Source organism: Vibrio coralliirubri (assembly GCF_024347375.1).
Lineage (GTDB): Bacteria > Pseudomonadota > Gammaproteobacteria > Enterobacterales > Vibrionaceae > Vibrio > Vibrio coralliirubri.
Genome location: NZ_AP025471.1, coordinates 1,611,644 through 1,632,513 on the forward strand (window position 1 = coordinate 1,611,644; position 20,870 = coordinate 1,632,513).

Consider the following 20,870-nt stretch of genomic DNA (forward strand, 5'->3'; position numbering starts at 1 on the left):
GTTTATTGATAGAGATGATACTGAATCGAACTAACGATTGGTATGATCTCACGTGCTTTAATCAGATAAAGCACGTGAGACTCGCTACGCGTTTTGAGACGCTAAGTGCATTTTCTTAGCGTGGCGAATCTTCTTCTCTTCCGCAACCGCAACGAAGAGCAGTAACACGATACAAATGGCAGCTGACGTATCAAGCGCTGCGAACGTGCCTTTCCAACCCGTTAAGCCAAAAATAGGTGTGCCGTCTGCAATCATACCTAGGCCAAGTTTGGCAAAGCTGTCACCAATTAAGTAAGCAAATGTGCCTTTCACACCATCTGCAACACTGATTGCTTTCTTAGGCACGAAACCTACTGCAGCAACACCAATCAGCAACTGAGGACCAAACACTAGGAAGCCAAGTACGAACAGTGATGCTAAGTACATGAACTCACTAGTTGCATGTTGATAGAACTCTAGAGAAACGATGATAAGGCCAAGCGACACACAAGCAACCAAAGCACGGCGTCCGTTCGCAAGGTCTGACAGATAACCCCACATTAACGTACCGACCAGTGCACCAACCTCAAACAGCGTGAAGCCTGAAATCGCCGTTTCTTTTGATAGACCTAGCTCTTGATACGCATAAACGGTAGACCATTGATCGATACCGATACGAACAATGTATAAGAAGATATTCGCGAAGCAGAGCAACCAGATCACTTTGTTTTTAAGAATGTACTCAACAAAGATCTCTTTTTTGGTCATTTGATTCTCTTCAGCAGCCGTATCTTCTTCGCTGACTTCTTCATCAAACAACTCTTCAACCGTACCTAGACCGTAGGCTTCTGGAGAGTCATTACCAAAGCGCATACCAATAAAGCCCACGACAATCGCGATGATTGATGGGAACACGAACATACCGATCACGTTGCCATCAAATAGATAGTTAGCGCCGAACAGAGCAACACCAGCCGCACCTGCGCCACCCACGTTGTGCGACATATTCCAAAGGCCTAAATAAGAACCACGCTTGTTACGAGGCGTCCATTTAGTGATGGTCGAGTAGCTTGAAGGACCGCCGGTACTTTGGAAGAAACCACTCAACGCATAGAAGGCAACCATCAAGAATAAGCTAGCGCTGCCGCCGCCCATACTGAAGCTAAAGCCCAACATGGCAATACCAGAAAGGACAAGCATGAATGGTAGGAACTGCTTAGTGTTTTTACCATCGGCATAATAGGAAACAACAGTTTTACCGATACCGTAAGTGATAGAGAAACCCAGACCGATAAGACCTAGATCCGTCATCGATAACCCATAAGTAGAAATCATGTCGTTTTGTGCGACATTGAAGTTCTTACGGACCAAATACATGGTTAGATAACCAATGAACACGACGAGGTAAGATTGTAGGAATGGCTTAAACCACATTTTTCTTCTAGTTTCGACCGGAAGATCCAGCGTCGGTTTTCGAACCTGATCTAGGAACTTTAACATTGTGAACTCTCTTATTATTTATGAGGTCTGCACGGCATAATTGCGACCATGCATTGTTTGTTATTTGACAGGGAAATAATAAGGAGTCTAAAAATCGACCGCATGAGAGAGGGTCTTAGAATAACTAGGAAAAATTCTTAGTTCAGAATCGGGAGTCAAGAAAGCGTGAACAGCATCACTTTGTTTACGGTCTGTTATGGATTGATATTACGATAACAAAAGTCACTCATTTCAAGGCTGACGAACCTTGTAAATAAACAGAAACAAGTGAAACACTTCGCAACAAACAAAGCATTATTCATAATGGTTGCCTGACATTGCATTGATAAAGTTTGGATCCTTTTATAAACACATTTTTAGGTTCCAACTATGAATTCAATGGTCAAATCATCACTTGCGATTGCTATTAGCCTTCCACTACTTGCTGGATGTGTGACACCTGGTGAAGATGATCCCAATGCGATCACCAAGCAGGGCGCAGTCGGTGGCGCACTGTTAGGGCTCACGATAGGTGCATTAACTGGTGATGCTGAGCTAGCAATGAAAAGTGCCGTTGTCGGCGGAGTAGCCGGCGGGGTCGCAGGTGCAGGTAACGACATTAGAAGTAATCGAGACAACATCCGTCACGATAGCCGTAACGAAGCCATTGCGCATACCAACGTGAACGCCGCAGCAGCAACAGCAGCACCCACAGAGACGAAGCAACAAAATTGGGAAGAGCTCAATAATTTCATTGGCGAATGGGATGTCACTATCCACAATCACGTTAACACTCTGGATACTATCTCGGACTTAGAGTCGACAGGAAAACTGAACAGCATTAGTCAAGCAGAGGTGAGCGTAGCTAATTCACAAGGAGTCAACCTAACGGCTCAGTTCTCTTACGATGAAGCTCAAGGCTACCAAATGGATGTCACTAACCAAGCTACCCAGGTGAATGTCAACTTTGCTGGCGAGCCTCAATCTCAAAATAATCGTTACAATTTTTATCCAACTAACATCCAAGATGTCATCTATGAGGGTGTAAATAGTGCTGATGTTCGCATTGAATTGGGAATGCTCAATAGCCAGCTTTGGATCTTAGAAAGCTACGCTTACCTAGATGGTAGTGAAAAGAAAATACAATCGATTCGATTTAACAAAGCCAGCTAGCTTTTCGTTATGAGCGGTTCGTTATTAATTATTAGTTATTAACTTCTAAATCGCAGATCAAATAAAACACCAGTATCGGTTCATCACCATCAAACTCCATGGTGTGTCCGATACTGGTTCACATTCATTCTTATTAAAATAGATTCAATAGGCTTGTTACGTTTCGCGTGCATTGTACTACAGTCGTTTACCGCTACCGTCTTCCCACATCACTTCGCACTCATCCTTGATGGCGGCCTTTAATAATTCAACCAGTGGGAACGCTCGGCTACCAATATTAACAGGTGCTTCAACCACCTCTTCTTCATTGTCGTCATCAGTATTTTCTTGCTCTACGGGCTTGCTCTGCTCTGCTGCAATCGCAGCACGTAGATTATCCAGAGCTTGAGGAACCTCTGAAGCATCCATAGCACCTGGGATGGAGCCGCTATGCCCAAGCATCTTGATGAACTGAAGGCCAACTTCACCAAACATCGTGACGCTAGCATGAGCTTTACAACTAAAGGTAATTAACATAATGAGCCTTTCTTAATTTTGGTCGTTTACAAACTATGTGGAGTAACTCACTGGAAAGCAAGTAGATAATATTCAAATCGCTCCAAGTACCTCGCTCGTCATCAGAAAACTCTGCACCTTCAGTGACACACATCAACAATTATTATGAGTCACATCGATTTAATATGAAACCTTGATAGTAGTCACACTAAAAAGACGACTAACACTCCGCAATGACTATTATTTAATCTACTATTAACACCATTATCAAAAACTTTGGCACAAATCACATGAAAAGGCTCGTCGGCAGACACCTAGAAGAAATGGCGGACATACGATCCACCCGCAAGCAAAAAATTGTCCATTCCTTTTCACTGACTGCCGCTGCGTTATTCATTTTCTATACTTGGGCTTACTTCCAAGGCGAGCATTACACGTTGTCAATGTTCGAATTGTGCTTCGCCATCATTGCCATCTCTAACGCTTTATATGTAAGAAAAGTCATCAATCCTGAGTATTCCGAATTGATTCTGAGTGGTGTTCTTCTAGTTCAGGGCGTCATCCTATTCTTGTACAGTCACGCCATCCCCGATCGCATACTTTGGCTCTACCCAATTCTGGCCGCGGTCATTTTCATTAATGATTTCCGAATTGGCATTATCTTCAGCACCTCGTTTTGCCTGTTCATCAGCACCTTGATCACAGCAATGCCTAGCAACTTTTCTTTACCATTTAACAGCACACACAGATTTGTCCTTAGCTTATTTACCATGAGTTTGGTGTGCCACACATCCGCCTATTACTACACAAAAGCCGTCAGTTATATTCAACGCCTGTATAAAGAAGGCATTGAAGATCTCGCCTACAGAGATCAGCTAACCGGCTTGGCAAACCGTTGGAGCTTTGAACGCTGGGCGACAGAAAAACTAGCCACAGTCGATAGTGAGCGGTCACTTACGGCATTGGTCTTTTTAGATATTGATGACTTTAAAGGCATTAACGACAGCTACGGGCACGATGTGGGAGACAGTGTCTTACAGCATTTTGCCAATCGCTTGAGCAACAACATTCGAACCAGAGACAGAAAAAGCCATGAATACGATTATTCCATCGCGCGCTTTGCTGGAGACGAGTTTGTTCTGATGCTCTACGATGTACCAACTCGTAAAGATCTAGACGGCATTCTAGATAGGATCTGCGGACTGTTCGAAAGCGGCTGCCAAACAAACGAGAGAATCAAGGAATTGACGTTAAGTGTTGGGGTTGCTTTGTATCCGCAAGATGCCCAAGAATTACATGAGCTGACGAGATGTGCTGATAAAGCGATGTATGTTGCCAAGCATTCAGGAAAAAACCGTTACGCTTATTATCACGACAACCCAGTATCGACTTTGATAGAAGAACTACCAACGAGTCTTGTTAGCTCAGCACCGGATTCATCTGAGCTTGAAGATTGCTTTGAAGCGAAGATCGAAGGGAGCAATGTGACGCTATTAAAAACGCGCCAACGCTAGCCATGCCTATAACTGAGCGGCGCTGCTAACCTGCAAAGTACATAAGCCAAAGGCTCACTAACCCGATCATAATAATCCATATGACTTGACGTGTTCGGTTTGGGTTACTCCCTTTAGGTCGCCTCACCACGGTTTTAAAAGCGGCTTGCTTAGCTGACTGAATAAACGGCGCTTCTATCTCACGTTTTTTCACGCGGCGTTTAACGGCACTGTTTGCAACCTCTGTAAAACGCTGACTTTGCTCCGTTGTAAAGTCGTTATCAAAACCCATCCGACCATGCCTTTCGCCATGTTTTTGCTGAACTGCCATAGCGGCCTCCTTGGCGGTCTACTCTCTATTCAAGTATAGACATATTTTCATATTGTGACCTGTTCAAGATTTTCGAATAAGTCACTCAACGTTGTGCCATCTTCTTTTTAAATCAAATTACATAAACTACAGCTATTCAAGTTTACGAGGGTTTCAAAATGACGAATGTAAGAGCAGTAGATCATGTGATTGCAGCACATGCCACCTCAGATGGTGATGGCGTCAAAATCCAACGACTCGCAGGTTTTAATAACGCACGTTTCTCTCCATTCTTAATGATTGATGAACTTAAATCGGATGAAAGCAAAGACTATGTTGGCGGCTTTCCTCCACATCCTCACCGTGGGATAGAAACGCTCACTTACATGCTCCAAGGTCACTTCCAACACAAAGACCATATGGGGAATGTTGGAGAGCTACGCAGCGGTGGCGCTCAATGGATGGCCGCAGGCCGTGGTGTCATTCACAGCGAAATGCCAATGATGGAAGAAGGTGCGCTGCATGGTTTTCAGATTTGGATAAACCAACCTGCGACACACAAAATGCAACCGGCGCAGTATCACGATTATCAAAGTGAAAGCATCGCGGAACATCAAAATGAACAAAGTGGTTTGTTAAGAGTGATTGCTGGAGAGTTTGAATTGCACAACCAAACTGACGATGATTCAGAGGCTTTACGAGCGCAGGGTCCATTACAGAAAACAGGTGTGCCATTAAGCGTTGCGGATTGGCGCTCTCATTCTGGGCAAAAAGTCACGTTAGGGACTAATGTTAATCACAATGCCATGACTTACGTGTACAAGGGTAGTATTAAAATCGGCGACAAAGTGCTCAACCAAGGTCAACTTGCCCTGCTCACCAAAGCTGACTTGCTGTCTTTGAGTAGCTTGGAAGATTCAGGGGTACTGATTTTTTCTGGTGAACCGATTAATGAACCTGTTGTGCACTATGGTCCGTTTGTCATGAACTCGATGGAAGAGATTGAACAGACAATTCAAGACTATAACAACGGTGTGTTTGAGACTTACTGATGTCTTGGCTTTGAGCTTTGAGCTTTGAAGATTGAAGAGATTTTGCAACGAACAACGATTTGGTCATCCATTTGATGACTACAAAAACAAGTGACACTATCCACTGCCGGTTACTATCACTTATTTAACCACGCTCCTAGAGCGTGGTTTTTTTCTATTCAATCAGAGACAAACGATGCCCTGATTGAACAAATTTAGATCTGATTACAAGTACTCACATAGGTAAGCCGTCGCTTCTCTTACCTGTAGGTCGAATGAAGAGTCACCCGCAACGTCAAAAGACTCACCAGATTGGTATGTCGTCCAGTCATCATCGCCAACACGCTTTACAATCAAAGCACCTTTAACAACGGTCATCTTTTCTGGAGCCGCAGTACCAAACGTGTACTCACCAGCTGCCATTACACCAACACTCACATCAGCACCAGACTGGTTAAACGCTAACGACTTAACGCCACCTTCAAAGTATGTGTTTTCTTTAATCATTGTACTTCCTTGTTATCTTCAAATTGCAATTATTGAGCTCACCGAGTAAGCCTATGCGTAAATTTAGGTGATAATTGTTTTAACCAATTCGAGACTTTCCTACAAGAAATAAATACGCATAGCTTAAGCATTTCTGGAATTCGCTTTCATTGATAACGTAAATACTGGGGAGCAAGGCTAAAAACCACTAACGCAACCACATTTATTAGAACATTCGATCCTGCTTCTAACTCTTAGAACAATTTTTGCAAACTAAGGTTTTAGTTAATAGAATCTAAAACAATATCAGTCGAAAAATGAAGAGATAATGGCAAAAAAGCCGACTAAAAGCAGAGATCTATTTGCCAACTCGTTACTCTACGGCTTCCTATTAGCTGGCTTTATGGTTGCCCTCACCGCCGGCTATTTTGCTTACCAAGCCCACCAGCAATCTGTCAGCCCAAGCAACGTCTATGGCACATGGATAGAGATTGCGGCGCCACCTTACAACACCGATATCCTGACACTTTCAGAAAACGGTGTGATGATGAATCATCGTCTTATCACTACCTCATTCGATTTTGACGGTAAGATCGTCACGATCAACACTGGCTCTGGAACCACCGTTTACACCATCAGTGGTACTTACGATTCGCCTCGCTTGAAGCGATTAGAGCCAAGCGTGCCATCTCAGCAATTTATTAAAGAAGGCTACGAAGATACTGCGACTGGTGATACCCATAGTGTCATGCAACAACGACGTGCTTCCCTAGCAGAGCAATTCAAAAGATAAACCTCGCTTCTCCCTACTCCAAACTGCATTCGCCTTCAAGTTTACTCGTCGATCGAACACGCTAGCTCAACATACTTCACTTTGTGATTCTGCTTCAATCCACAGTATTTTCTTATAGTTTGTCGCACCTTTTCATAACTTCATGTCGTGAATTTTCACTTGTGAGATTTTCCTACTGAAGGATGTTTTATTTTATAAAACATGGACTCAGCCTCTCATTCATTAAGCAACAGAATTGTAACAAGATACAATTTTTTAGTTGTCCATCGAAAACGGATTTATTTTCAGTTATGAAATTAAAACTCTCTCGAATACTGACTGGGAAGCTCCTTCAAAACTGATTGGAGCCGTTTATGGGGCCAATTGGTTCTCGTAATCTTCAAGGAATGAGAGAAATAGTATGATTCGTATAAATACCTGTGCTGCAAGCATTGCTCTAGCGCTATCTGGTACAGCATTAGCTGCTCCAACAGCACCTAGCATCGACATGTACGGTTCCAACAACCTGCAATTTTCTAAAATTGAACTCGCGATGGAAACCACATCTGGCTATAACCAGATGGTGAAATATCACGACCAAGCGAAGGTCGACGTTAAGTTCAACCAATGGAGCGGAACGTCAGGAAACACGTACAACATCTACTTTGATGGCGTTAAAGTGGCCACCGGCCCAATCACTGGCAGCCAAACTACAGCTTCTTTCGAATACGGCCAAGGCGGCTTATTTGAGATGGAAATCGAAGCGTGTGACGAAACAGGTTGTAGCAAGAGCGCACCGGCTCAAATCACCATCGCTGATACCGATGGCTCACACTTAGCGCCACTTGCGATGAATGTGGATCCGAACAACAAGTCATACAACACAGATCCAAACACGGTAGTCGGTACTTACTTTGTTGAGTGGGGTATTTACGGTCGTGATTACACCGTTGATAACCTACCCGCTGACAACTTGACCCATATCCTTTATGGCTTCATCCCAATTTGTGGTCCGAACGAATCAGTTAAATCAGTAGGCGGTAACAGCTACAACGCACTCATGACAGCTTGTCAGGGTGTTAACGATTACGAAGTGGTAATTCATGATCCTTGGGCAGCTTTCCAGAAAAGCTTCCCTCAAGCAGGACACGAATACAGCTCACCGATCAAGGGTAACTACGCAATGATGATGGCGCTAAAACAGCGTAATCCTGATTTGAAGATCATCCCATCGATTGGCGGCTGGACGCTGTCTGACCCGTTCTTTGATTTCACAACCAAAGCCAACCGTGACACCTTTGTAGCGTCTGTTAAGAAATTCCTTAACACATGGAAATTCTACGACGGTGTGGATATCGATTGGGAATTCCCTGGTGGAGGCGGTGCTGCGCCAGACCTTGGTGATCCTGTAAATGACGGCCCAGCTTACATTGCATTAATGGCAGAACTTCGCGTGATGCTGGATGAGCTAGAAGCGGAAAACGGTCGTACTTACGAGCTCACTTCTGCGATCGGTGTTGGTCACGATAAGATTGAAGACGTGAACTACGGCGATGCTATCCAATACATGGATTACATCTTCGCAATGACTTACGACTTCTACGGCGGTTGGAACAACGTGTTAGGTCACCAAACAGCACTCAACTGCGGTAACTTCATGCGTCCTGGTCAATGTGATGGCACAGGCCTTGATGAAAATGGCGAACAATACACAGGCCCAGCTTACACCACAGACAACGGCATCCAATTGCTGCTTGAACAAGGTGTTCCAGCTAACAAGCTTGTGGTTGGTACAGCAATGTACGGTCGTGGTTGGGAAGGCGTATTGCCATCATCACTCACCGATCCTAGCGACCCAATGACAGGCGTGGGTAACGGCAAGCTGAAAGGTAGCTCTGCGCAAGGCGTATGGGAAGATGGCGTTATTGATTACAAAGGCATTAAAGCAAACATGCTTGGCGCGAATAGCCAAGGCATCAACGGCTTCGAATATGGCTACGACGAAATGGCAGAAGCGCCTTACGTTTGGAACCGCACTTCAGGCCAGCTAATCACATTTGATGATGACCGCTCAGTTAAAGCAAAAGGCGCGTACGTTCGTAGCCTTGGTCTTGCGGGTCTATTCTCTTGGGAAATTGATGCAGACAACGGCGACATTCTGAATGCGATGCATGAAGGCCTTGCTGGCGGTACGACAGATCCTGTAAACCGCAAACCGACGGCAGCTGCTGGCGCAGACCAATCGGTTGAAGGCCCAGCTTCTGTTTCTCTAGATGGCAGCGCTTCAAAAGACAACGACGGTACGATTGCGAGCTATGCTTGGTTACAAGTAAGTGGTTCGGCAGTAACGCTGGCGAATGCTAATGCCGCTGTTGCAAGCTTCGATGTGGTTGAAGTCGCTCAACAAGAAGTACTCACGTTCAGCCTGACGGTAACTGATAACGAAGGCGCTACTTCTACTGACACCGTTGTTGTAACCGTAACCCCTAAGAACACAGGCCCAGTCAATACAGCACCAGTTGCTGTGGTTACGGCTCCGGCTGAAGTTAATGCGGGTGATGTAGTCGTGGTTGATGCTTCGGCTTCAAGCGATGCAGACCAAGACACATTGACCTTCACATGGGATGTACCTGCTGGTATTGATGCAACGGTTCAAGGTTCTTCAGTGAGCTTTGTCGCGGCGGAATACACGCAAGATACAACGCTGAACTTCTCTGTAACGGTCAGCGATGGCACAGAGACATCAGTAGCGGCTACTTCAGTGACAGTTCTTAAGAAAACCACAGGCGGCGGTACGTGTACTAACGCTTGGGATTCAGGCGCGGTTTACACGGGTGGCGACCAAGTAACTCAAGGCGGTAAAGTTTGGGAAGCGAAATGGTGGACAACCGGTGAAGATCCAACAACAACAGGCCAATGGGGCGTGTGGAAAGAGATCGGTTCTGCAAGCTGCTAACTAAAAATAGGGTTTAGCTAAACGCGAACTAAGCATCAACTAAATCCCTAAAACAAAGGCCAACCAGATAATATCTGGTTGGCCTTTTTATTATTTGTTTTCTTAGCTGGCGTTCTACTGACTCGCGCTCGTTGTGCTTAGCCAATTAAGTTATCAAAGCTCTCGAATACTTGTGGGCACTTCATTACTCGACCGTGGCCCTGCCCTTGAGTCGCAATTAAAGTAACGCGACACATTTCATTAGCCGCACGCTGAGACACATCAAACTTAGTAAACTTGTCTTGCTCATCATGAACGATGATCGTCTGAGACTCACGAAGCGCTAGCTTTCCATAGGGATCAACAGACTGAATTGGGTAGTTAAACTGCTCTTCGACTTCTCCGACTACCGCTTCAAACAGTTTCATTGAGTAACCTGAACGCGCGACGCTGCCAAATAGGTTTTCTAGATAATCCAGTACAGGTGCAATCAGCAATAATGGCTTGTTTTCCAATTTAACGTGCTTGCATTCCAACGCAGAAGCGGTACCCATGCTGTGACCGACCAAACCCGCTACCTCACCCACCGAATCGAGAATGGCTTCAAGACCGTTCACAAACGCAGGAATATGACCATGTACACCATCGCTGCCACCATGAGCAGGATGATCGTAAGCCAGAGCCGTAAAACCTTTGGCGGCGATGTGTTCCATCAGAGGGAAGAACTGACTCGCGGTGCCAGACCAACCATGAGTCAGCACCCAAACAGGCCCCGTACCTAAAGAATAGGTTTTTAAAACGCCATCACGACCTTCAATTTCACTCTTGATAAGCCCTTGGGGATCAGCATTTTTTTGCTCGGTACGCATTGGAGTGAGCAGCTGCTTACGTGCCGTTTTCTTCGCATGGCTCGGCGCTAAGATGTAATGCAGATTGGTTGTAGCGCCAATTAAGCTGCGCTTGAAGCTGAATTTGTTCGATGTATTAAAGTAGATTTTGTCACTCATGACCGTTCCTTGTATCGCCATCATCATTGGCGGATCGAGCTCGGCCCTAAAAAATCGAACGACCGTGCTATTTGTTGGTATAAAAAATGGCGATAGCGCTTTTTATGACTGCTTGCCGCCACTTCTCTTAAAATCTTTTGCAAACCGTAGTTACGCAAAGTCACATGCTTTACGAGTTCAATAGTTTGCGGGCTAAGAAGCTTGCAAACTAACTGGTTTGCGAACTCTATGGTTTCCCGAACCAAGTGGCTTGGCGAGTTAAACCACTTTCCAGCTAGCGATTAAGCGCTCTACACCACTCCAAAAATGGGTATGGCTCGCTTGTTGGCCTCGTAACGAGTAGAACAAGTTCGCACTCAAATAGAGACCGTATAACTCAAAGGTTGCCTGTTTAGGATCTAAATCGGCTCTGAACTGTTTGCTCTCCACCGCTTTTGCTACCTGAATCGTCAAGTAATCAATCCACACTGAAATCGTTTTCTGCAGTGCTTTTTGAATCACAGACGTTTCACTGCCCGCATCTTTCCATGCATCAATAAACATGCAACTGCCTTGGAATGAATGGTTCCAGCCCAGCCAATTGTCGAGCAGCTGTTTCAATTTCGCTTCAATATCACCATCTCCCAGCTCTCTTGCGGGAATGATGACTCTTTCGGTGAATATGGCGTTGGAATACTCGAGTACAGAGAGTTGCAGGTTTTCTTTAGAGTTGAAGTGTGCAAACAAGCCACTCTTAGACATGCCACATTGCTTGGCTAACTCGCCAATCGTCAAACTCTCAAGCCCATTCTCACTTGCAAGCGCGAATGCATGGCTCAAAATATACTCTTTGGTTATCTTTCCCTTACTCATTATTCACCAATAATAAATCTGATACATTATTTTTAGCACGTTCGTTCTTTTTTTCAAGATTTTTTACTTAACCCTAGGTATTCATTTTGTCTTATCAAAGAATTGTGGAAAAATGCGACAGTATTCAAAGGAAATTGAAATCGACTAACAAAGGAAAAACAATGAACACACTTTGGGAACAGTTTGCGTTTTCGGCGTCGGTAACAGGCCCTATCTGTTTAATGCTGTTTCTTGGTGTGATGCTCAAGCGAATCGGCTTAATCAATGACAATTTCATTGATGTCGCATCTAAGGTCGTCTTTCAAGTCACCCTGCCCGCAATGCTATTTCTGAGTATTGTTCAATCGAATCACAACTTTTCAGCCAGTAGCGCGTTAGTTGCCTTTGGCGTCATCGCTAACTTTATCTTTTTCTTGTTCACGATTTTCTCGACCAAGTTAGTATTTAAAGGTTCGAAAGATCAAGGTGTGATTGTCCAAGGTGGATTTCGCGCCAATACCGCGATCATCGGCCTCGCCTATGTGGCTAATATCTATGGCAACCAAGGCGTGGCATTGGCGGCTATCTATGTCGCATCCCTAACCGTGCTGTATAACATTCAAGCCGTAATTGCACTGACACCCAAAGGCGAAGACACTGGCGCGAAAGCGATTAAAGTAATCGCCAAGTCGATTACCAAAAACCCATTGATCATCGCTATTTTCTTAGCGGTCGTCTTCTATGCGCTTTCTATTCCTATCCCCAAAATGGTCACTGACGCTGGTCAATACTTTGCCAACATGACGTTGCCTTTAGCACTGCTTTGTACCGGTGGGTCGCTAGACATCAGCTCACTCAAACAAGAAAAATTGTCGACGTGGTTCGCCTCTAGCTACAAGTTAATTGCCTCACCGTTACTGATTACACTGGCGGCTGGGTACTTAGGATTTGAAGGGCTCGATCTCGGGCTTATCTTCTTGATGAGCGCGGCACCAACGGCAGCGGCAAGCTACGTTATGGCTCGTGCGATGGGAGGAAACTCAACACTGGCGGCTAACATCATCGCGCTTACTACTGTTGTTTCTCTTATCACTTGTACTCTCGGTATTTTTGTACTTACTGCAATGGATTTAATATAGCTGCGACAGGCTTCAAAAAACCGACACAAGCCTTGAAACAAAGGTCATAAGCCTTGATTTAGGACTAACTGGTTGGGCATAAAGACTGCTAGATTTCGTAAAAAATTTTACTAAGAGATCTGATATGTCTTCCGTTCAACATACGCCTTCACAACACATCGCCAGTATCGAGTTAGGCCGAGTGATTGCTATCTTGGCGATCATTGGTTTACACGGTCAAATGGCACTCACTTATTGGCAAATAGATGAAGTGCCTTGGATCGGTTATATACTCAACCAAACCGCTCGTTTTGCGGTACCTCTGTTTTTCCTAATTTCCGGTTATCTTATTCAGCCCAAGTTGACTGCAGCCCCCTGGCAGACCGTCATTAACTACTCTAAACCACTGCTTAAGGTTTGGTTGGCATGGAGTATCATTTGCTTAGTGATGCCATTCAACCTCGCGAAGGTAGAAGAGTTTGGTTACCTAGGTGAGCGCCAAGGCTATTGGGGTTTCTTAATGAACACTCCGCTTAACTCTTTCTTAGAGGGTGGATTGGTTCATTTATGGTTTATTCCCGCTCTCGTATGTGCAGTTTTGATCATTGCTTTGATAGTCGAAATGAAACTCGACAAACTGCTATTACCAGTGGCTATTGTACTTTACGTTTATGGTGTTTTAGCGGGCAGCTACGCAACGCTAACCGGGTTAGAAGCACCCTTCTTCACGCGTAATGGCCCGTTCTTTAGCACGTTAATGGTGACCTTAGGTTTCCTTATTCGTCAGAATCAATGGAAGGTGTCATCAACTAAAGCGTTGGGGCTATTAGCATTAGGCATGTTGATTCACTTTGCTGAGGCGGCATGGCTCACCACGTTCGACGTCGGATTCAACATGAATGATTTCTTGTTTGGCACAGCGCTATGGGGGATGGGCGTGTTCATGTGGCTTTTGGCTAATCCAAATATGGGTAACTACGCTTGGGTTCGTGCCATTTCAAATCGCATGCTGGGTATCTACGTCAGCCATCTGTTGATCATTATCGTGTTGTTCAATGTCTGTGGAGTTTTAGGCATTACGGAATTGGCAAAAGACGTTACGGTATTTTTTGGCACCGTATTGTTGAGCTTCGGGTTGGTTGTTGGAATCGAGAAAACACCACTGCGACGCGTGCTACTTCGCTAAATCAGGTTTAAAGAGCCACAAAAAATAAAGGCAAGATAACGAGTTATCTTGCCTTTATTTCATCATGTCAGTAACGAGAGTCTGTCACTCGTTGAAGTGTTATCGGAACGCCATTGCACCCTTGCCAACACCTTCATAAGCGACGATTTGTAGTGATTGGTTCTCTGCTAGGCTCGGTTCAACTTGATCCGCAATATAACCCGCAAGTAATTCCACCGTGGTATCGGTCGGTAAAATTTCCGTCTCACTCTTAGCAATCGCCAGCTCAAATTCGCCTTGTGGCGCTGTGTAGCGGAAGCCATAGTGACTTTCATCATTAACACTGTTCGCGTGTTCACTCAGGTTAAGTGATGAAACAGAAACTTGGTCTTCTTTAGAACCTAAGTAAATGTCTTCCCAACGCTGAGCAAATGCTTGTTCGCGTTGCTCGTCACGCTGACCATCAACCACAATTTCTACTGGAGAACGGTGACCATGGGCGATGCGTTGGCAGTTGCCATCATGCTTTTTCAAGCCATGGGTGTAGTGGTAGAACGCGCCATTAATGTTCTCATGACGAAGGGTGATCTCTAACCCTGTGACGTTACTTGGTAGGTTATCGCGAAGAATATTGTAAACGTGTGCGGTCACACTCTCGATGGTGATCGCTTCTGCATCAATGAGGCAATATGCTTCATCTGGGCAATGTAGGTGAAGGCTCTTGTCACCACGCAACACATCAACCTTAGAGTAGCCCGCTTTGCTCGCTTGAAGAACAATTGCAGCATTTTGCATCGGCAACAGTAAGCGGTGATCAACGTGCTCATCGACGAGCTGTTTGATCTGTTTTTTGACCTTGCTAAAATCCAGCACCATGCTCATTTCATTAAGTTCACCAGACATGGTGACATCTAAAATCCAACTATCTCCTACGACCCCTCTGTGTTCACAGATGTATGAAGAATCGATAACGGTAAGGTCTCTTACAAATAGGTTCAAGTTGAACTCCTTAATACTTTAATGAGATACGGGAGGCTGAATAATGTTCAGCAGGCACTTCGTCTCATTGGTGTCTAGATAAAATAGGACGGGCAGGATGTTACAACGCGCTTATAAAGTCCACCTTTTTACACCCTCTTCCGATAAAAGAACAAACTACATACAATTTCCGCTAAAACATAGACCAGCCTGATGCGAATAGCCATAAACCGAGTGGGGATTGCCCGGCGTCTCACGACACATTTTGCTTTAGCCAACGGCGCGGCGACACTCCGGCAACATGTTGAAAAGCACGTGAGAATCCTGAATAGCTATTGTAACCCACTTCATCAGCGACCCAATTGATCGGCTTATTTTGCAATAACAGAGATTGAGCCACAGAGACTCGCCACTTTTGCACATAATCTCCCGGCGTTTCACCCACTTCTCGTTTGAACGCTTCAATAAACTGAGTGCGAGACATCGCGGCCAGTAACGCCATTTCGGCAATCGAATAATGACGAGCAGGTAATCGATGAATAGCCGTGACCACAGAAGCCAATCGAGGGTGAGCAAGCGCCGAGAAAACGCCGCTATCAATTTTCTGTTGTTCGATGAGATGGCGGAAAATCAAAGCCATCAAGGCATCGCTCAATTTGTCCATTAAGTACTGCTGCCCCGACGATTCCTGGCTCGACTCATTAGATAACACCTCGATCACTGGCATTAAGTTAGGTGCCTCCTCAAGGGGAATCACTATCACGTCAGGCAGAGCCGACAACAAAGGATTCATCTGCCCAGAACGATACTCCACGTTCGCGCACACCACTTCCGCACCGTCTCCCACGCCTTCAATCGCATGTGGCGTGCTATTCGGCAAATAAACAATGCAAGGCTGCGACAAATGCCTGTGTTCCGTATGAGCGCTAGACAAGCTCAACTTCCCCGCGCTCAATACATGAAGGTGCCCCTCTTTACCTTGTTGCGCGTTAAATGACGATACTCCACACAGGTTTCCAGAATAGAAAACGCCGGTGCGTATCGAGAAGTGTTCCATGAGTTGTGAAAGCAGATCCATTCATCCTCCGAACGATTCGCTTAGTTTTTAGTTCTTTTGTCCCTCTATAGACCGGACGAGTGGGCTAAATTATTTCAAACAAGATAACCAACACTGACAAGGAACTTGATATGTCACACATGAAATCGACTAGTCAAAAAATCACTCTATTGGCCGCGTTACTAGGCACCAGCTTTTCGTTAATGGCAGCAGACCTTGATATGAGTGTCGACAGCAATGATCTCGCGATCAAAGGCTATGATCCTGTCGCTTACTTTGCCAATGAAGGCCCAGTAAAAGGCACATCGGAGTTCACAGCAACCTATAAGAATGCGATCTATAACTTTGCGAGCAGTGAAAACAGAGATAAATTTCGAGCCAATCCAGAAGCCTATGCCCCTCAGTATGGCGGTTACTGCGCGTTTGGAGTAGCCATGGGCAAGAAGTTTGAAACCGACCCTCTCGCTTGGAAAGTGGAAGATGGGAAGTTGTATCTGAACTTAGACAAATCGGTTCAAAAACGCTGGCTGGAGAATACACAAGAGTTCATCCAAGACGCCAACAGCAACTGGACAACCATCAAAACCGTAGAAGCCTATAAGCTCTAGGTTTTAGCTTAGCCTTCAACGTTTGTCCATTGCCCACGAATAAAACGGAAGCGACCGAACGCTTCCGTTTTCATTGGGATCTCCCCAAGGAGGTCAACCCAAAGCGATTAGCAACACCTACAAAGTCCATTTCTATTCTATACTCCTAGCAGATAAGCTTTTCTTTTTATGGAAGAATAATGACATTACCTAGGATTTTGGTACTCGGCCTCTGCGCCCTATCGACACTGACTTATGCCAACCCATGGCAGTTCGTCAAAAGTGAAGATGGCATCATGATTGACAAAAGGCCACACAGCGAAGGCTTGGTCGAGATACGAGCGCAAATGCAAACGCCCACCACTTATTCCGGTTTTTTACTATTGCTGGAAGACAGCGAGAACGTGCCAAACTGGATAGATAATGTGTCGCAAAGTCGTGTGTTGATGCAGATATCTGAGGCGGAAAACATCGTCTATACCCAATTCAAAGCACCGTGGCCTGCCAGAGATCGAGACATGGTGACCTACTCAAAATACAGCATCGAGGATGGGCAGTTTGTTTTGTCGATAAAGGATGCGTCGAACTATTTGGCGAAAGAGTCGGGGTATATTCGAATTTACGATGTGGACGCACTTTGGACACTGCAACCGCTGACTAATGGCAATACCTACATCACCTACACCGCGTATGCGAACGCAGGTGGCATCCTACCGAATTGGTTGATGAACAAGTTATCGATAGGCAGTGCACTGAGCACGTTTAAGGGACTAAAAGAACAGTTACCAAAGTACCAAGGCCACCAGCATCCTAACCTGCCAAGTGAGTCTCGCTAACGATACAAGTCGATAAGTACATGGAGGAATTAAGGTTAAAGATTAAGGTCTTCTAGCGAGGTCGCGAGCTAAGATAAGCGCCAAGCCAAATACTTGAAGAAACAGGGCGATGTTCTTATAGAAAGCCATTTTCTCATCAAGCCTTTGGATTAACTCAACCAAAGTCAGGTTATCCAAATAGTAGTCATCGATTCGAGTTCGTTGCGCTTCTTGTGCGCTATTTATCAGCATCATCAGTTTCGGTAAGTGAGCCAAAGAGATACTTGGCACTTCGCTACTCACCCAACGCCTAAGTTGCCCACGCAGTGCTTCATCGAGAACTGTGGTTGGCTGCACCGTTTCTGGTTTATCAAGGTGAATCAAAATCGCTTCACGCTTGCGCTCTAGGGTTTCAATCGTATTCCAAGCAAGCTGTATTGAGTACACATTGCCGTATTTTCGATCGTTGTATTCCGCTTTCTCAGCTTCAATTTTATCGAGCACCAAGCTCGACATGACAATCGCCATGATGTTGAGTATCAAGCCTGCAAGGACAATCGCCCAAGCAGGAGGAAGACGCAACGCCATAATGCTCCCTAGAACATTTTATCAAAAGGTAGGTAAGCTAAGTTTAGGACAATCAAAGAGATCATGCAGATAAGCGTTAACACCATCCCCACTTTTCGACCTTTGAAGTTCTTCGCTAAAATCCCTTTCGCATGAATCACTCGCCCTACAATAAACGTCACACCAATGACATGAATCAGCCACACACCGGCACCATTCATCTCTAACAATCCCATCAAAATCACGGTGATTGGGATGTAATCCATCGCGTTACTTTGTGCCGAACGTGCTATCTGTAACGACTCAACACCGCCATCAGCATGAGCAACAAGATTGATTCGCCTTTGCTTGATCACCTCTATTGCTAACCAAATCATTACGACCGTCAGCAAGGCTGCGTAGAGTGCTGTAACCATCATATTTCCCTATTATTTTGTGTTTACTCAGTGTTCTTTCTTATCTGTTCGACAACACCCGTCGAGATAAAATGAAAATCGCGCCCGAGCACTTGTAAGAGATCTCTCACACCGAACGTAAGAGATCACAATCAAGCTTCGCAGAAAATTCCTAAAATACAAACCCAAGCCCTTGTTTTGTATGAATCCACGCATATTTCTTTCGAACAGTGGGTACATTTATTTCTTGAGGTGGATTGTGAGTAAAGCCTCTGCAGTGTTTAATACACATGTCGACAGGGAGTTGGCAGGAACAGGAAAAAGCCTAACGGATGAGGTATCTTCAGGATGAAGATTTGATGGCTTAGGATGAGTTATCAGCAAGGAAGTTATGCTCTAGGATAGGGTCGCTTATCAGGATGATGAGTTTGCAAGGACACCGCTAGGACGGCGATGAATTGGATAGGTTAAAGGATTTAGCCACGTCAAGGAACGATGCAGGGAGCACCAGTTGCCTATTGAAAGATAAGTAACGCGCAGTAGCAGGATGGCTACGAAAAGAATAGACCCCGTTTGGTGAAAGCCAAACGGGGTTTCCTTTTTGTAACGTCTGAAAGCTGTTCGCAGCTAACCGTTAAAGGTCACGTTACAAAATAATGTTCATCAAGAACATTGCACCAAAGGCATTCAATACCGATATCGCAATCATCACCGGGATGTAGCGACCTTCAGTACCGATTGGTCCCATAATACGGCCCATGTACTGCACTTGAGAGCCCATCAAGTAGATAGCAGGCGCCAAGATAGCGATATGGTTGCCGTTCAGAATGCCTTGGTCAAACAGCGTGATAACCACGCCCACAGCGCCACCCATCGACATCCACGCACCAATCAATACTGCTGCCGCTTCGCCAGGTAAACCAAATACCGCCATAATTGGAGCAAATACACTGCCCATCAAATCCAGCGCACCCGTTATCTGCAATGCCTTGATGATCACAAACGCCATCAGAACATTCGGTACCGTAGAGGTAGTCGCAATAACCCAGCCTTTCTTAGCACCTTCAACGAAAATATCAGTAACCATTGGTTTCTTTACTTTAACTTCGCTCATTATGCTACTTCCTCTTCCAGTTTTTGTTCTTTGTCTGATTTTGGTTTGTCTTCTTTGCCTTCAGTAATGTTGAGGTAAATACGGAACAGATTCGCGCCAACAAACTTAAAGATAAACATCACAGCGACAGCCAAACCAATTGACGATGTCACCGCTAAAGAGCCATCCATTGCGGTTAGAGTGAACAGCACCGCACCTGAAGAGAAAAAGTTAACGATCGCCGCACCCGCCGTAAACTGGAACATGGTGAACACATCGGTTTCACGCTTAGTGAGATGCCCTTCATCTTTCAGCTGACGTGTCATCGCTGCGCCAGCATCGGTACTTTGCAAAGAAGCGATCAGTGCCAAGCCTGAGTTACCCGGAATCCCCATCAGAGGGCGAAGCAGAGGTGTCAGCAGTTTACGAGCCGCATCCAGAGCACCGTAGTGCTCAAGTACGTTGATCATACCCAGTGCAAACATCACGGTCGGAATAAGTGTCAAAGCAAAAATGAAACCGTCGCGAGCACCACTACCGCCTTTACCACGCAGTGACGTCGTTGCCGCTTGAATACCATCGGCCGTTTCACTCACATCGTAAGCGACCTTACCGAATGAACCGTTGAGCGTTGTAAAATCGAACACCCCATACCATTCATTGGACTGCATTAAACCTGAAAAGAACACAATCGCGAACGCGAGTGCGATATAGCTGCCAATCGTGACTTTACGATCGGTTTTGGTTGGATTAGTCATAAGGACCTCTATACATCTCGTTTATGTGGAACAGAACACGTATAGATAGTGCAAACTAATGAGCGAAAGGTTAATGACCAAAATCAAATAGCGTATCGGTTTAAATAAAAGAAGCACAGCAACATATAAAACTGTGATTTGGATTTAAAAGCAGGACCATACGCTAAATAAATTAGAATATTTCACATACAAAACTAAACAAATGTTGCTTCAACAGCGCAACCAAAAACGCACACAATCGCCACACAAGTCTGGTTTCTAGTGAGAGATTTTTACCTAGTCCGATCTCTGATAATGTTGTAAGAGATCTCTTACATTGTTTTTCTGGTCAATTTTAATTCGATTA

Annotated in this window: 21 protein-coding genes; 9 read left to right on the forward strand and 12 right to left on the reverse strand. The window is 45.1% G+C overall.

Annotated elements, in window-relative coordinates:
• Nucleotides 1-84: 84 nt before the first annotated feature.
• A complete protein-coding gene (gene uhpT / locus OCV20_RS23885; RefSeq protein ID WP_048610001.1) occupies nt 85-1,479 on the reverse strand; it encodes a hexose-6-phosphate:phosphate antiporter in 1,395 nt (464 codons plus the stop codon).
• Between the two features lie 369 nt (nt 1,480-1,848).
• On the opposite strand from uhpT, the gene OCV20_RS23890 reads away from it, so the two are divergent.
• Nucleotides 1,849-2,631 carry a hypothetical protein gene (locus OCV20_RS23890; RefSeq protein WP_086773956.1) on the forward strand — a complete coding sequence of 261 codons (783 nt, stop codon included), beginning with the start codon at nt 1,849-1,851 and terminating at the stop codon, nt 2,629-2,631.
• A 177-nt stretch (nt 2,632-2,808) separates the two neighbouring features.
• Here the strand turns inward: OCV20_RS23890 and OCV20_RS23895 are convergent, their stop codons facing one another.
• Nucleotides 2,809-3,147, reverse strand: a complete 339-nt coding sequence (locus OCV20_RS23895) for a DUF1840 domain-containing protein (RefSeq protein WP_048610005.1) — start codon at nt 3,145-3,147, stop codon at nt 2,809-2,811.
• Between the two features lie 302 nt (nt 3,148-3,449).
• Here OCV20_RS23895 and OCV20_RS23900 point away from each other — a divergent pair, with 302 nt between their 5' ends.
• Nucleotides 3,450-4,640 (forward strand): GGDEF domain-containing protein, encoded by a 1,191-nt coding sequence (locus OCV20_RS23900; RefSeq protein ID WP_086774004.1) that lies wholly within the window; start codon nt 3,450-3,452, stop codon nt 4,638-4,640.
• A gap of 25 nt (nt 4,641-4,665) precedes the next feature.
• Here the strand turns inward: OCV20_RS23900 and OCV20_RS23905 are convergent, their stop codons facing one another.
• Complete coding sequence (locus OCV20_RS23905) at nt 4,666-4,950, reverse strand: hypothetical protein (RefSeq protein WP_086773957.1); 285 nt, start codon at nt 4,948-4,950, stop codon at nt 4,666-4,668.
• Nucleotides 4,951-5,108: 158 nt separating this feature from the next.
• Between OCV20_RS23905 and OCV20_RS23910 the strand changes: the two genes are divergently transcribed.
• A complete protein-coding gene (locus OCV20_RS23910) occupies nt 5,109-5,981 on the forward strand; it encodes a pirin family protein (RefSeq protein ID WP_086773958.1) in 873 nt (290 codons plus the stop codon).
• Nucleotides 5,982-6,185: 204 nt separating this feature from the next.
• Here the strand turns inward: OCV20_RS23910 and ppnP are convergent, their stop codons facing one another.
• Nucleotides 6,186-6,467, reverse strand: coding sequence for a pyrimidine/purine nucleoside phosphorylase (ppnP, locus tag OCV20_RS23915; protein ID WP_086773959.1), 282 nt, complete (start codon nt 6,465-6,467; stop codon nt 6,186-6,188).
• A 307-nt stretch (nt 6,468-6,774) separates the two neighbouring features.
• Here ppnP and OCV20_RS23920 point away from each other — a divergent pair, with 307 nt between their 5' ends.
• Together OCV20_RS23920 and OCV20_RS23925 are read left to right on the forward strand one after the other, a co-directional pair.
• Nucleotides 6,775-7,239 carry a DUF2850 domain-containing protein gene (locus OCV20_RS23920; protein WP_017065063.1) on the forward strand — a complete coding sequence of 155 codons (465 nt, stop codon included), beginning with the start codon at nt 6,775-6,777 and terminating at the stop codon, nt 7,237-7,239.
• A 400-nt stretch (nt 7,240-7,639) separates the two neighbouring features.
• Nucleotides 7,640-10,174 (forward strand): glycosyl hydrolase family 18 protein, encoded by a 2,535-nt coding sequence (locus tag OCV20_RS23925; protein ID WP_086773960.1) that lies wholly within the window; start codon nt 7,640-7,642, stop codon nt 10,172-10,174.
• A 137-nt stretch (nt 10,175-10,311) separates the two neighbouring features.
• Here the strand turns inward: OCV20_RS23925 and OCV20_RS23930 are convergent, their stop codons facing one another.
• Entirely contained in the window at nt 10,312-11,160 is an 849-nt protein-coding gene (locus tag OCV20_RS23930; RefSeq protein WP_086773961.1) for an alpha/beta hydrolase, read from the reverse strand.
• Between the two features lie 258 nt (nt 11,161-11,418).
• Nucleotides 11,419-12,012 (reverse strand): TetR/AcrR family transcriptional regulator, encoded by a 594-nt coding sequence (locus OCV20_RS23935; protein WP_050632571.1) that lies wholly within the window; start codon nt 12,010-12,012, stop codon nt 11,419-11,421.
• A 161-nt stretch (nt 12,013-12,173) separates the two neighbouring features.
• Here OCV20_RS23935 and OCV20_RS23940 point away from each other — a divergent pair, with 161 nt between their 5' ends.
• Both OCV20_RS23940 and OCV20_RS23945 read left to right on the forward strand, forming a co-directional pair.
• Nucleotides 12,174-13,130, forward strand: a complete 957-nt coding sequence (locus tag OCV20_RS23940) for an AEC family transporter (RefSeq protein WP_017072390.1) — start codon at nt 12,174-12,176, stop codon at nt 13,128-13,130.
• A gap of 124 nt (nt 13,131-13,254) precedes the next feature.
• Entirely contained in the window at nt 13,255-14,295 is a 1,041-nt protein-coding gene (locus OCV20_RS23945) for an acyltransferase (protein ID WP_052879406.1), read from the forward strand.
• Nucleotides 14,296-14,394: 99 nt separating this feature from the next.
• On the opposite strand, the gene OCV20_RS23950 is transcribed toward OCV20_RS23945, so the two are convergent.
• Together OCV20_RS23950 and OCV20_RS23955 are read right to left on the reverse strand one after the other, a co-directional pair.
• Nucleotides 14,395-15,273, reverse strand: coding sequence for a 6-pyruvoyl trahydropterin synthase family protein (locus tag OCV20_RS23950; protein WP_048610023.1), 879 nt, complete (start codon nt 15,271-15,273; stop codon nt 14,395-14,397).
• Between the two features lie 232 nt (nt 15,274-15,505).
• Nucleotides 15,506-16,330: an AraC family transcriptional regulator gene (locus tag OCV20_RS23955; protein ID WP_086773962.1), complete on the reverse strand. Its 825-nt coding sequence runs from the start codon at nt 16,328-16,330 to the stop codon at nt 15,506-15,508.
• Nucleotides 16,331-16,440: 110 nt separating this feature from the next.
• Between OCV20_RS23955 and OCV20_RS23960 the strand changes: the two genes are divergently transcribed.
• The gene (locus OCV20_RS23960) at nt 16,441-16,917 is read left to right on the forward strand and encodes a YHS domain-containing (seleno)protein (RefSeq protein WP_086773963.1); all 477 of its coding nucleotides are present in this window, start codon (nt 16,441-16,443) and stop codon (nt 16,915-16,917) included.
• A gap of 179 nt (nt 16,918-17,096) precedes the next feature.
• Nucleotides 17,097-17,732 carry an START domain-containing protein gene (locus OCV20_RS23965; protein ID WP_086773964.1) on the forward strand — a complete coding sequence of 212 codons (636 nt, stop codon included), beginning with the start codon at nt 17,097-17,099 and terminating at the stop codon, nt 17,730-17,732.
• Nucleotides 17,733-17,774: 42 nt separating this feature from the next.
• Here the strand turns inward: OCV20_RS23965 and OCV20_RS23970 are convergent, their stop codons facing one another.
• The 4 genes from OCV20_RS23970 to OCV20_RS23985 form a co-directional block, all read right to left on the reverse strand.
• Nucleotides 17,775-18,299 carry a hypothetical protein gene (locus tag OCV20_RS23970; RefSeq protein ID WP_017061527.1) on the reverse strand — a complete coding sequence of 175 codons (525 nt, stop codon included), beginning with the start codon at nt 18,297-18,299 and terminating at the stop codon, nt 17,775-17,777.
• Nucleotides 18,300-18,307: 8 nt separating this feature from the next.
• Entirely contained in the window at nt 18,308-18,694 is a 387-nt protein-coding gene (locus OCV20_RS23975) for an MAPEG family protein (protein ID WP_086773965.1), read from the reverse strand.
• 625 nt (nt 18,695-19,319) lie between these two features.
• A complete protein-coding gene (locus OCV20_RS23980; RefSeq protein WP_086773966.1) occupies nt 19,320-19,787 on the reverse strand; it encodes a YjiG family protein in 468 nt (155 codons plus the stop codon).
• The gene (locus tag OCV20_RS23985; RefSeq protein ID WP_048610036.1) at nt 19,787-20,524 is read right to left on the reverse strand and encodes a nucleoside recognition domain-containing protein; all 738 of its coding nucleotides are present in this window, start codon (nt 20,522-20,524) and stop codon (nt 19,787-19,789) included. Before OCV20_RS23985 ends, OCV20_RS23980 begins: the two co-directional genes overlap by 1 nt.
• Nucleotides 20,525-20,870 lie beyond the last annotated feature (346 nt).